The sequence below is a fragment of the Niallia sp. FSL W8-0954 genome (assembly GCF_038005605.1).
GTDB classification, from domain to species: Bacteria; Bacillota; Bacilli; order Bacillales; family Cytobacillaceae; genus Niallia; species Niallia circulans_A.
Genome location: NZ_JBBOTN010000001.1, coordinates 53,926 through 66,912, shown reverse-complemented (window position 1 = coordinate 66,912; position 12,987 = coordinate 53,926). Strand labels below are relative to the sequence as shown.

The window sequence follows — 12,987 nt, the reverse complement described above, 5'->3', positions numbered from 1 at the left end:
CCTCCCATTCGAAAGCAAAAGACACCATAAAAGTGGTGTTGAGCTAGTTTTATCTTATTTTTTTAGTAAAGTATATGACTGCCTGCTCGCTAGCTCTTTTTATTTTCAACGTGCATCCATTTCTGGTAATTTGTTCTTATCTTACAAGAAATAATTATGATTGCAATCTATTTATTTCGTGATTAATGACATAGTTACTATTAATCCTTCAGTTCATGCCCCCTTAAGCAGAATGGAACCGTGCTTATCATGGCATCATTTAAAAAAAGGTTAAAGAAAATACTCCTTAATGTTGTTATATACGAGATATCTTGCCTATATTCCTGCTATCCGCAAGAAAACAAATATATAGACAACGGAAAAATGCTTTGGATTATTCCAAAGCTTTTCCCGAATTAAAAAACAGCCAAATCTCCTCTAATGAATCAAATAATCATTTTCATAGTAGCCAGGGTTTTTTGACAATGACTCTTGGCAATCTTCACAAATAGACTTTACCTCAATATCACCTGTTTGATGATATTGAATCATTTCTGATCGATCTTCATCTGATAAATGATCAAATCCTAAGCGATTTGCTGCAATGGATTCTGCATCAAGTGTTCCCATATGCACACCACAATGTCTGCAATGATAATGTATAGCCATCCCTAGGCCTCCTTACTAGCACATTAATATTGCTAGTATTCACCTATTCGGATGTAAATATAACCAAAATAAGCGGATGATTCTCTATCTTACTGGATATTATATTTATTCATTACTTGCAAAAAGGGTTCTTCTGCCCATTGCGCACACGCATCTGCACATTTTTTAATGGTTCCCTCTAATATATCCATTTCTTCTTTCGTAAATTTCCCAAGGACATAATCAACTACTTTCATTCCGTTTTTAGGACGATCAATTCCAACTCTTATACGATTGAATTTTTCTGTACCAACATGAAGAATAGTTGACTTAATCCCATTATGTCCGCCAGAGCTCCCTTTTTGTCGAAGTCGGATTCTTCCGACTGGCAGATCTAGATCATCATAAATAACGACTAAATCTTCTGGCACTAGATCATAGTAATCCATAATGGGGCGAATAGACTCCCCAGAAAGATTCATATATGTAAGCGGCTTTAATAAAATCACTTTTTCACCGCCAATAACTCCAATTCCATAATTCCCTTTGAATTTTGCCTTATCTAATGGAATATTATAATGACTTGATAAAAAATCAATTACTTCAAATCCAATATTATGTCTTGTTCTATCATATTGCTTCCCTGGGTTACCAAGGCCTACAATTAATTTCATATGAATCCCCCTGCTTTTCATTCTATACTTATATCATACAAGAAAAAGGTTTGGCCATTAGAATGCTAATCGGTCAAACCTTTTTCTTGCTTTTGCTTTTCTAGAAATCCCTTTCTAAAAACGTACAGGGAGAATACATTTTGATAAATCGGATTATTCTTCAGCTGTTTCCGGCTCTGTTTCTCTGCCTTCTACATTATCCGGCATACCTTCTTCTTGTTGTTCTCCTGTACTAATCTCTTCTTCCTGTCTCGGTGCAAGAATTGATGCTATTACTTCCTCTTTTTCATGGTTAATTTCTATTTTATCATAACCCTTCACATCTTCGATAGTAATCGTATCTCCTACCTGAAGCTCTGTTACATCAATGTCAATACTAGATGGTATATCATTAGGCTTTGCTGTAACTGTTACTTCGTGTAAAGCCTGCTGCATAACGCCACCATCCTTTACTCCAGCAGCATCCCCCACTAAAGATACTTTTACTGGTGCGCTGATAGCCTTCGATAAGTCTACCGCTAAAAAGTCCACATGTATAATGCCTCGCTTAATTGGATCAGCATCATACTCATTTAAAACGACATTATAATTTTCCCCATCAATATCTAGTGAAATAACGCCATTTCTCCCAACTTCACGAATCGTTTTCAAGAAATTAGCCTCACTCAAGGAAATAGCCGTATTTTCTACTTTTGATCCATAAACGATACCTGGAATTTCTCCATTATTTCTTAATTTTGTTAAGCTTGAATGTTTGTCCATCGTACGTTTTTTTGCCTGTAAAGTAGTTGTCATGATTTCACCTTCCATTATTTTATCAAATGAACACTCTTATATAAAAAATGCCCTAAATGGAAGATATTTAAACATAAAGAATTTACTATCTGTTTAAAAGAAAGGCACAATACTAATAGCCGCCTGCCTTTTAGACAAGCGACTAATTAGAATGATATAAAGGGTTTTATCAATCAAATAAGAAACTTACTGATTGATCTTGATGAACACGTAAAATTGCTTCACCTAATAGATCAGCAACTGATAATTGAATAACATTAGCTGAAAGTTTCTTTTCACCCAATTCAATTGAGTTTGTTACAACTAATTCTTTGATTTTAGAATTGTTAATTCTCTCCATTGCAGGTCCTGACAAAACAGGATGTGTACAGCAAGCATAAACCTCTTTTGCTCCATTTTCTGCTAGAGCATTGGCACCAAGTGTAATGGTACCTGCTGTATCAATAATATCATCAATAAGGATAGCAATTTTCCCTTCAATATTACCAACAATATTCATTACTTCCGCAACATTTGGCTTTGGACGTCTTTTATCAATAATAGCAATTGGCGCCTTTAATCGTTCTGCAAGTTTTCTTGCTCTTGTAACCCCACCATGATCTGGAGAAACAATAACAAGCTCTCCATCAAATTCTCGTTGACTGAAGTAATTACCAAGGATTGGCACACCCATTAAGTGATCAATCGGAATATCAAAGAAACCTTGAATTTGTGGTGCATGCAAGTCTAATGTAATAACACGAGTTGCTCCAGCTGTCTCTAATAAATTGGCAACTAATTTCGCTGTAATTGGTTCTCGTGCTCTTGCTTTTCTATCTTGTCTAGCATACCCATAATAAGGAATTACTAGGTTAATCGTCTTAGCTGAGGCACGCTTCAATGCATCAATCATAATTAATAACTCCATAATATGTTCGTTAACGGGTGCACTTGTTGACTGAATAACATATACGTCACAACCACGGATACTTTCCTCAATATTAATTTGAATTTCACCATCGCTAAAACGTGTTACTGAACATTTCCCTAATTCTACTCCAATTGAATCGGCAATTTCCTGCGCTAAGGCAGGATTAGAGTTTAAACTGAATACCTTCAAATTTGGATCTAAATTCTTAACTGGCATGCTGAACCTCCACTGGTCTTTTTCCACTTATAGTACGAAGAATGAAACATATCTATTAAACGAATTATTCTTCCTTTTAACCTATTTATTTACGTTTATAATTCTCTTTATTAACTTGACGTGCACGGGCAATTGAAAGTGCCTCAGAAGGAACGTTATCTGTAATGGTGGAGCCTGCTGCAACATAAGCACCCTTACCAACTGTGACAGGTGCAATCAAATTGGAATTGCATCCAATAAATGCGCCATCTTCTATCGTCGTCAAAAACTTCTTTTTTCCATCATAATTAACTGTAATGGTACCACAGCCAATATTGACATCACTACCAACATTCGCATCTCCAATATAACTTAAATGTGATGCCTTACTGCCTTTTCCAAATGTCGCTTTCTTGATTTCAACAAAGTTTCCAATTTTCACTTCATCATCAATCATAGAGGCTGGACGAATATGGGCAAACGGTCCAATATTCACATCAGACCCAATGCTGCTATCGTGAGCAACAGATTGTTTAATAGCCGTATTATTTCCCACTGAACAATTATTTATTTCTGTATTTGGCCCAATAATACAATCTGAACCTATTACAGTATTTCCTTTAATCATACTTCCAGGGTATATAACTGTATCCTCTTTAATCATTACGTCTGCTCCAATATAAGTATTGGTCGGATCAATAATTGTTACGCCATTGCGCATATGCTGTTCATTGATTCGCTTTCTCATGATTGATTCTGCTTCAGATAAAGCAATCCGATCATTCACACCAATTGTTTCATTGAAATCTGTGGTTTGGAATGCACTTACAGTTTCTCCCTGCTGTTTTAAAATCTCGATAACGTCTGGCAGATAATACTCTCCTTGAACATTTTCATTGGAAACATTATCTAAAGCCTGAAATAATAGAGCATTATCAAATACATAGGTACCTGTGTTAATTTCTGTTATTTTTCTTTCTTCATCCGTTGCATCCTTGTGTTCTACGATTTTCTCTACTACGCCCATTGAATTACGAATGATTCTGCCGTACCCATCTGGCTTACTTGCCTTTGCCGTTAAAATGGTTGCCTTCGCTCCTACTTTCTCATGGTGTAAAAAGAGCGCTTCTATCGTTTCACTTGTCATGAGAGGCGTATCCCCACATATAACAAGTGTCACTCCTTCTTTGTCTACAAGAAGATCTTTTGCTTGTATTACTGCATGTGCCGTTCCAAGCTGTTCTTTTTGATTTACGTATTTAACACTATTGCCAAGCTGTGCTTTTACTTTTTCTGAACCGTGGCCAATTACTGTTACGATTGAATCCATTTGTAGCTTTTCCACTTGATCTACAACGTGCTGTACCATCGGTTTCCCACAAACAGGATGAAGTACTTTATAAAGTTTTGACTTCATTCTAGTACCCTGTCCTGCGGCTAAAATCACTGCGTAACGAGTTGTCATTCACAGGCCTCCAATAACCTTTTTATCCACTAAAAAATATATCTTAAATAACTCTTGATTTCAAGGAAGGATTCACATTTTATGTACGCTTCTTTATAAAAGCTGTTTATTAATTGTAACATTTTCCTTTTTTATACGGAGAACTACTTCCAACAACCATGAAAAATAAAAAAAACTTATCTCTTTTATGATACTAGAAGAACAAATTGTTTTCATTGGAAAATCAAGGGGTAAATAGGAGAGAAATAGGAATAAAAAAAGAGCCTTACTCTTAGGAAGTAGGCTCTAGCTGCAGATTATTTTAGGAAGCTCCAGCTTCTTCAAATTCAATTTCTAATTCACCCAGGCGGTGGTATTCTGCCAAAACTGCTTCCTGGATTTTTCCTCTTGTACCAGAGTTAATTGGATGAGCGATATCCCTAAACTCACCATCTGGAGTTCGTTTACTTGGCATCGCTACAAATAGTCCATTATTTCCGTCAATTACCCTAATATCGTGAACAACAAATTCATTATCTAGTGTAATAGAGGCAATAGCTCTCATACGTCCATCCGTGTTAACTCGGCGTAGCCTTACATCAGTTACTTCCATCCTGTTCACCACCTTTACTAGAAGATAAAATCTAGTTATTAAATTCAACAGAATTCTCATAACTCCTTCTTTAAAGATGAAATTTTTTAGAATATTTAGGAATAAAATAAAGAAAAAGTGCCTAAAAGTGATAAAATCTTCTGTTTTTCCACTTAATCTCCGACTATCTTCCTTTATGAAGTAACTTATTTACAAAGTGCGATAACTTCGATTTCAACTAATACATCCTTAGGAAGTCTAGCTACTTCTACACATGAACGAGCGGGCTTATGTGTAGAGAAATATTCTCCATATACTTCATTGATTGCTTGAAAGTCTTCCATATTTTTAATAAACACCGTTGCCTTCACAACCGTTTCAAAGGATGCTCCTGCCTCTTTAAGGACGGCTGCTAAATTTTTGAATACTTGATGTGTCTGTGTCTGCACGTCTCCCTCTACTAAGGTACCTTCTGCAGTTAAAGGAATTTGACCAGAACTGAAAAATAAATTATTCACAATAATCCCTTGAGAATACGGTCCGATAGCTGCTGGTGCGTTACTTGTTTGAACAACTTTCATTTGTCTTTTCCCCCTAAGAGTTACTTTTTGTCGAAATAATTACCATTTTCCACAGAAATTTTCTTTTCTTTTACATCAACACCGGATAATTTTACTAGTGATAAATAATCATCCACTAGTCTTTCCTCTGCTTCCTCTGCTTCTACTAATACTGCGATTCCTGCAACGCTTGCATTGAATTCCTCTAATAGACTAATCATACCATTGATGGTACCGCCAGCTTTCATAAAGTCATCCACAATCAATACTTTTGAGCCATCTTCTAAACTTCTTTTAGAAAGCAGCATCGTTTGGATTCTTTTTGTAGAACCAGAAACATAATTAATACTCACCGTGGAGCCTTCTGTTACTTTACTGTCTCTTCTAACCATAACTACCGGAACATTTAAATAAGTTCCAACTGCATATGCCAAAGGAATCCCTTTAGTAGCAACTGTCATGACCACATCAATATCCGTATCAGCAAAAGCAGAGGCAAACAGTCTTCCCACTTTTTGCATGATAGTCGTATTTCCCAGAATATCATTCATATATAGATATCCGCCGGGCAAAAGCCTTTCTGGACTTTTTATCAAATCACAAAGCTCCTCAACAAATGGTTTCGCTGCTTCATCACTGACTTTTACTTGATACTTTACTCCACCGGCTGCTCCTGGCAATGTATGTAAAGTCCCTATTCCTCTTTGCTCAAATGTTTCTTTAACAATAGCCAAATCTTCACTGATTGAAGACTTGGCTGCACCGTACTTTTCTGCAAAGTAAGAAAGAGATACTAACTGCCTAGGATGCTCCAGCAAGTAATTCGTCATGTCTATTAAACGCTCACTACGACGAAATTTCATAACTGAACCCCCAAAATCCGAATATTTAAAGACAATTTTACATTATTATACGGATTTAATCAAGAGTATGTCGTTGCCCAATCATTCGAACCGCAAATACTTGATCACAAAATCCTCTCAAACCATTGTAAACCCGATTCATCCTTGAATCATGTTGAATCAATCCAAAAACAGTGGGTCCACTTCCGCTCATAAGAACAGCATCTGCACCAAATTTGCAAATTTGTTCTTTAATTTGAGCAACCTCTGGGTATAAGGATAGAGTAACATTCTCTAACACATTCCCAACGCTATTACACATAAGATCATAATCTTTCGCTGAAATGGACTCAATCATTTTCTCCGTATTGGGATGCTCAATTGTCTCAATATCTAGTCTTTTATAAATATCAGCTGTTGATACACCAATAAATGGTTTTGCTAAAATAACCCAGCACACTGGTGGCGCAGGCAACTCCTTAATGATTTCCCCTCTTCCAGTTGCAAGGGCAGTGCCCCCATAGACGCAAAAAGACACATCAGACCCAATTTCAGCTCCAATGACAGCTAATTCATCTAATGTTAATCCTAAATCCCATAACTTATTTAAACCGCGTAATACTGCCGCTGCATCGCTGCTTCCTCCAGCAAGACCTGCTGCAACAGGAATATGTTTCTCAATTTTAATTTCTACGCCTTTTTTCACATCAAACTTTTCCTTTAATATACTTGCTGCCTGATAAGCAAGATTTCTTTGGTCATCAGGAACAAACCTATTAAGAGAAACTATTTTTATTACATCGTTATCTAACAATGCTAGCTCAATTCTATCTGCTAAATCAATTGTCGTCATAATCATTTCTACTTCATGATACCCATCTGGTCTCTTATGAAGCACATCTAATGACAAATTGATTTTAGCTGGCGCTTTCACCAAAAGCTTCAATATTTCCACCCACTTAACAATTTCATCATTTACTTTTTTCTCCAACTAACGAAAGAGGATTTTCCTTAAAGGAGATAATAATAGTAGGCTAGACGAACTTTATCTTACCCTTATTCCGTGCCTAACAAGCTTTATGCTCATCTAATCTTCTATATAGATATAGTGATTTTACCACAAATTATTCTCTTACATACAATTGAGATTGTGTTTTCCTATAATTTATCAACAATTGAGGTGAGCTCTTACTCCCCATCATCCTTGAATAAAAAAAGAATCTATCATTAACTCCTTATATCTATACTATTTAATCGATAATATAGATATACGCTAATGATAGATTCTATAAATTGCCGTGGGTAAATCCAATTTGATTATCGTACAAATAAGATGGACGTAAAGTGAATTTCGAAGTTACACATTACTCTTTATTTTGAGTAAGAAGACTTTGCTCTGCTATTTCTATTGCCCTTTTGACCATATTCCCTGCGTCTCTTGCACGAATACCGCCCCAGCCCTCTTTCTGGACTACATCATAGAAACCAAGCTCTTTTGCTAATTCTTCCTTCAATCCTTCAGACATAATTCCTTTTCGTCTACCCAAAGTGAATCTCTCCTTTCATCACCCACGGTAAGCTTAGTATGTATCCATCACTAGTTTTTCATGTTATCTATTTGTTGCCAAAACATATGCTTATTTATACATCTGCAATCATCTTTATTTGCAAATCATTATTTTTCTCCATGAAAAAAGCAGCAAACAAATAGTTCACTGCCGCTTAATGCTTTCAAGCAATAATAGTTAGCTTAAAGCAATTTGTCCTGATGTATCCTCGAAGAAGGTAATTTGAACCGTTTCTGTTAAAACATCTGCATAGCTGTATGATACACGTTCAAATGCATTTTCATCCTGATCTAACTCCACTACAAACACAGATGGATAAGTCTCTGCTAATACTCCTGAACGTTCAATTGTCTTCCGACGACCGCCATTTGCCTTCAGCATAAGTCTTTTTCCTAAATTTGAATCAAGAGCTTTTTTTATATCTGATAATGTTTTTGCCATTCGGTCCACCTCACTGTGTAAAGTATATCATACTGACACAACAGAGTCAAATAAAAACATAAATTATAACAGTCTTTTTTAGAAGTTGTCAATATTTTTTATTCTTATTTTTCTCCAATTTTTCAACAAAGATAGTTTGCACAAAGTGAGCATAAATATGTAGAAAATTTCAATTTTTTTCAACTACTTATATCTTTCAAAGGAAATAAAGCATCTTCTAGCTAAAAACACACAGAATCCAGATAGCCCACCATTTATTAAAGGGTAAAAGCATACCTTATCCTGTGTGTAATATTTAAATGCTTCTGTCTTTGTTACACCTCTTCCGCCGAATCTACATGATATGGCATGCCTGTTCGCAGTACTCCCTTTGTTTCAATTCCACCTAGTCCCTTTTCACCCGTTAATGTATTCCTTAAAACATCCCAAACGTTTACCCTTTCCATAAAAGGTGTAAAGCTTATCTTGGCAACGATATAAACTGGATCAAGGGCATGAATATTTACTCTTGAGGGGGAACTTGCAAAATTAGCTCCTGCATAAATAAGGGATTCAAAGTGGGATTGACAAGCACCAGCAAAAATAACTAACTGATCCAGATTAGGAAGCTTCTTTCTCGCCTCTCTGACGGTCTGTACAAAGTATTTAGAGTGTCGGTATGCATTAATATCACTTTTGTCTCCTAGTGCTTTAGAATAAGCATCATGACCTGTTATAACCAGTATATCAGGGCGATAGTAATCCAAAAGACTGCCTATTTTACTTGGCATCTCTTTTTCATTGCAGTGCACTCCATTGACGGGTATCCCAATTTTTTCGTATAAAGTGAGACACTTTTTCAAATAGTTGGGATCTCCATCAATATGGAGTACTTTACCCGGTAATTGAAAATAGTTAGAAGGCTTGCTATAAGCTTCTGTTACTTGATACTCCTGCTTTCTTCGCAAAAGATTCACATCTTGTCGAAATAATTGGAGAGATTGTTCCTCCATTAACTGAACCTTTTGGGAAATTTTTCGTTGCATCGGTTGATTAATTAATACTAAATCCTCATATGGAGCATCTGCAATCAAGCGAAAATCTTCTCCATAAAGAATGGCAATTTTTTGGCCATTTACCTCTTTCATGTCAATTATTCGAAACAATAAATCACATTGATAAGACTCTCTACCGACGATATCCATGATATTTATAGTCACTCTTGTCACTCCAATTAACCCAAACTTGTTTCTCCTGAGTGGATATTATTATTCAATATCTATCTCTGATAAATTATGCATACGTCTATAAAGTTGTGAGCAATTCGAAAAAGAAGAATGAGAACATCGGCTGCTCCCCTTTCCTAACAACAACCTTTACCAAATAAAACATCATATAAAAAGGTGCACAGAAAGCTTCCTCTTCCTTGATATTTTTTAGGAAAAGCAATTAATCTGTACACCTATTTATCATCATTATTTTCCAAACGTTTCATAAAGTATGTCACTGAGCTTCGCGAACTCTTCAATAGATAATGATTCTCCGCGTCTAGAAGGCTCAATTTCCGCTTGTTCCAGCGCTTCTATGATTTCTGCCTTCTTTTCTTTTCCACCCTCTAATTGGCTCGATAAGTTATTGAGAATCGTTTTTCTTCTTTGTGCAAAGCTGGCTCTTGTTATTTGAAAGAAAAATGCTTCATTTTTCACTACAACAGACGGTGTTTCTCTAATCGTAAGACGAATAACAGCTGAATCCACATTTGGTTGAGGGACAAAAACAGTTTTTGGTACAATCATAACCACTTCTGGTTTTGTATAATACTGAATGGCAATTGAAAGAGAACCATATTCCTTCGTTCCTGGCTTCGCTGAAATTCGTTCTGCCACTTCTTTTTGTAGCATTACCACAATGCCTCTTAAAGGTAACTTTTCTTCTAGTATCTTCATAATAATCGGCGTTGTAACATAATAAGGTAAATTAGCAACAAGCATAATATCCTTGATATCTTTAAACTCTGTGTCTAACATTTCCTTAACATTTGCCTTTAAAATATCCTGGTGGATAATTTTTGCGTGAGGATATGGTTCAAGTGTCTCTTTTAAAATCGGTAATAGACGTTGATCAATCTCATACGCTACAACCTTTTTGCTCCGCTTTGCTAATTGTTCTGTTAATGCGCCAATTCCAGGGCCAACCTCAATTGCACCTGAATCTTCTGTTAACTGCGCATGATCCACAATATTTCTCAAAATGTTTGTATCAATTAAAAAGTTCTGTCCTAAGCTTTTCTTAAAGGAAAAACCATATTTATCTAGTATTGCTCTTGTCCTTGCGGGTGTTGCTATATCTTTATACATGCTTATCCTCCTGGCGTATTTCCTTAATCGCTTGTGCAAACTCTGCCTTTGTAATATGAAACATCAATAATCGTTTATAGAGCTGTTTTCCATTTGTATACCCAATTTTAAGCAGCTTACCTAACTGTTCTCTTCGCTCCTTAGAATCAGCACCGCCAATTAAGCCCGCATCAATTAAATCTTCCTTTGTAATTTCTTCCTTTATTGTTTCTTGCATCAGATGTGCTTCTTTTAATGCTTCTCTAATTACTTCTACTGATGCATGTTCCACCCCAACACCTTTACCATGCTTATGGATAGCAAGCTCCTTCGGAATAAAGGCATGCTTGCATTCAGGAACATGCATTTCAATTGTATGACGAATTTTTTGACCTGGATAGTCTGGATCTGTCAAAACAATAACTCCTCTTGTTTTTTGGGCTAGCTTTATTTTATCCAATGTCTCTTGATTAATAGCTGAACCGTTTGTTTCAATTGTATCTGCATCTACCGCTCGCTTAATAGCGGTAGTATCATCTCGACCTTCCACTACTATTATTTCTTTAATCTTCATGGAACCTCCAAAAAAATATTTAAAATTTGAAAAAAAAATGAAACATAATTGTAACATGAATCGTCTATATATACAGAGAGAAAGAAATGTTTTAATTATTATCATTATAGCTAATATTTATGTTTAAACAAATGGCTGATTCATTGCAATTTAATTAACAAGTGATGAAACATAAAAAAGGACAGAGGAGATGCTCCCTCTGCCAAATTAGCTAACTTTCTATCATCTGATATTGGATGATAAATTGTCGAGATTTCTATTTTACCTAATTAATTATTTTTATCTTAACTTGCCTGTTACCCCAACGGTAAGCTTCGGCTTTTGTGGAAAAGAAAACATCAATTTTCTGCCCTTTTACACTTCCGCCAGTATCGGCAGCAACAGCGTAGCCATAGCCTTCCACATAAACTTTTGTTCCTAATGGGATAAAACTTGGGTCGACAGCAATTACTTTTGCATTAGGATTAGCTTTCAGATCAATTCCAGTAGCCGTTCGGCCAGAACATCCATTACAGCTAGCAGTATATGCTGTTGAATTGACGAACACTTCTTGCCCACGTTCTTCACCACGGGATGCAAGTTGAATGACTTCGTCTTTTGTTCCAACAGAGACAATTTTATCCTGCTTTTCTTTTACTGTTGTTTCACTTAGCAATTTTCGGGAAATCTCTTTGCCATTTTCCTTCGTCACTTCATACTTTTTAGAGACCACTCCTTCAGTTCCCTCTTTAAGTACTTTTTCTGTTCCGTGTGGAAGATCATCGTCCTTTTGGGTGATTACGGCAAAATTAATCGGTTGTTCCACTACATCGGTGACCTTTTCTATTCTTGTTATATTAACAATAGCTTCTTCTTTCACTTTTTCCTTTAGAGCTGGTTCAACTCGGTCTAATTTATCAAGTGAGATCTCCTGTTGTGTTAAAAAGTCAGCGACCGTAGTCGAAGTGGACCATACTTGCTTTTTCTTTCCTGCGTCTACTAGCGTTACTGGAAATGCTGTATGTACGACAACGTCCATTTTATGTTCTATAGGGTTATTTTCTTTCTGATTGATCTGGTCGTGCTCGTTCAAAGAAATTTTTTGTTCTTCTAAAAACTCCTTAACAGTATCTACTGTTGTCCAAACCGTTTTCTTCTCGTCGTCTTTTTGCAATTCAACCTGTTTAGCTTTTTTCCAGACAACTTCTAGGTTATCTGTCACCTTTGTGTTTAACGAGGGAAACACATAATCTTTTGAACCGACGGTAATATCTAAATCATCAAATATTTGTTGTATAGTAGATGAGTGCGTCTCGATGATTTGTTCTTTACCATTTAGCGTTAGTGCCACAGTACTTTTAGTAGTTTCATAAATTATAAATCCAATACTACTCGCAAAAACGATGAAACTAGCTAAAAAGATAGACACTTTCTTCTTGCTCAAAGATTTTGAAAACAGGTTTTTCATGTT

At 36.0% G+C, this 12,987-nt stretch carries 15 protein-coding genes; all 15 read right to left on the bottom strand.

Annotated elements, in window-relative coordinates:
• Window positions 1–417 precede the first annotated feature (417 nt).
• Window positions 418–648 (bottom strand): anti-sigma-F factor Fin family protein, encoded by a 231-nt coding sequence (locus NX902_RS00350; protein WP_095333964.1) that lies wholly within the window; start codon window positions 646–648, stop codon window positions 418–420.
• Between the two features lie 89 nt (window positions 649–737).
• A complete protein-coding gene (gene pth, locus NX902_RS00345; protein WP_095333966.1) occupies window positions 738–1,301 on the bottom strand; it encodes an aminoacyl-tRNA hydrolase in 564 nt (187 codons plus the stop codon).
• 153 nt (window positions 1,302–1,454) lie between these two features.
• Window positions 1,455–2,096 (bottom strand): 50S ribosomal protein L25/general stress protein Ctc, encoded by a 642-nt coding sequence (locus NX902_RS00340; protein WP_095333968.1) that lies wholly within the window; start codon window positions 2,094–2,096, stop codon window positions 1,455–1,457.
• A 169-nt stretch (window positions 2,097–2,265) separates the two neighbouring features.
• Window positions 2,266–3,222, bottom strand: coding sequence for a ribose-phosphate diphosphokinase (locus NX902_RS00335; protein ID WP_047944366.1), 957 nt, complete (start codon window positions 3,220–3,222; stop codon window positions 2,266–2,268).
• Window positions 3,223–3,307: 85 nt separating this feature from the next.
• Complete coding sequence (glmU, locus tag NX902_RS00330; RefSeq protein ID WP_095333970.1) at window positions 3,308–4,666, bottom strand: bifunctional UDP-N-acetylglucosamine diphosphorylase/glucosamine-1-phosphate N-acetyltransferase GlmU; 1,359 nt, start codon at window positions 4,664–4,666, stop codon at window positions 3,308–3,310.
• A 301-nt stretch (window positions 4,667–4,967) separates the two neighbouring features.
• Window positions 4,968–5,258 carry a septation regulator SpoVG gene (gene spoVG / locus NX902_RS00325; protein WP_026574035.1) on the bottom strand — a complete coding sequence of 97 codons (291 nt, stop codon included), beginning with the start codon at window positions 5,256–5,258 and terminating at the stop codon, window positions 4,968–4,970.
• A 185-nt stretch (window positions 5,259–5,443) separates the two neighbouring features.
• Window positions 5,444–5,818: a RidA family protein gene (locus NX902_RS00320; protein WP_095333972.1), complete on the bottom strand. Its 375-nt coding sequence runs from the start codon at window positions 5,816–5,818 to the stop codon at window positions 5,444–5,446.
• 20 nt (window positions 5,819–5,838) lie between these two features.
• The gene (purR, locus tag NX902_RS00315; protein WP_095333973.1) at window positions 5,839–6,660 is read right to left on the bottom strand and encodes a pur operon repressor; all 822 of its coding nucleotides are present in this window, start codon (window positions 6,658–6,660) and stop codon (window positions 5,839–5,841) included.
• A gap of 55 nt (window positions 6,661–6,715) precedes the next feature.
• A complete protein-coding gene (ispE, locus tag NX902_RS00310; RefSeq protein ID WP_095334005.1) occupies window positions 6,716–7,585 on the bottom strand; it encodes a 4-(cytidine 5'-diphospho)-2-C-methyl-D-erythritol kinase in 870 nt (289 codons plus the stop codon).
• A 418-nt stretch (window positions 7,586–8,003) separates the two neighbouring features.
• The gene (locus NX902_RS00305; RefSeq protein WP_016204730.1) at window positions 8,004–8,186 is read right to left on the bottom strand and encodes a small, acid-soluble spore protein, alpha/beta type; all 183 of its coding nucleotides are present in this window, start codon (window positions 8,184–8,186) and stop codon (window positions 8,004–8,006) included.
• Window positions 8,187–8,384: 198 nt separating this feature from the next.
• Entirely contained in the window at window positions 8,385–8,648 is a 264-nt protein-coding gene (gene veg, locus NX902_RS00300; protein WP_016204729.1) for a biofilm formation stimulator Veg, read from the bottom strand.
• 314 nt (window positions 8,649–8,962) lie between these two features.
• Window positions 8,963–9,847 carry a sporulation peptidase YabG gene (gene yabG / locus NX902_RS00295; RefSeq protein ID WP_095333975.1) on the bottom strand — a complete coding sequence of 295 codons (885 nt, stop codon included), beginning with the start codon at window positions 9,845–9,847 and terminating at the stop codon, window positions 8,963–8,965.
• 255 nt (window positions 9,848–10,102) lie between these two features.
• On the bottom strand, window positions 10,103–10,984 hold the full coding sequence (rsmA, locus tag NX902_RS00290) for a 16S rRNA (adenine(1518)-N(6)/adenine(1519)-N(6))-dimethyltransferase RsmA (RefSeq protein WP_095333977.1): 882 nt from the start codon (window positions 10,982–10,984) through the stop codon (window positions 10,103–10,105).
• Window positions 10,977–11,537, bottom strand: a complete 561-nt coding sequence (gene rnmV, locus NX902_RS00285; RefSeq protein WP_095333978.1) for a ribonuclease M5 — start codon at window positions 11,535–11,537, stop codon at window positions 10,977–10,979. The genes rsmA and rnmV overlap by 8 nt, the downstream gene beginning before the upstream one ends.
• A 265-nt stretch (window positions 11,538–11,802) precedes the next feature.
• Complete coding sequence (locus NX902_RS00280) at window positions 11,803–12,984, bottom strand: G5 and 3D domain-containing protein (protein WP_164463805.1); 1,182 nt, start codon at window positions 12,982–12,984, stop codon at window positions 11,803–11,805.
• Window positions 12,985–12,987: the final 3 nt, after the last annotated feature.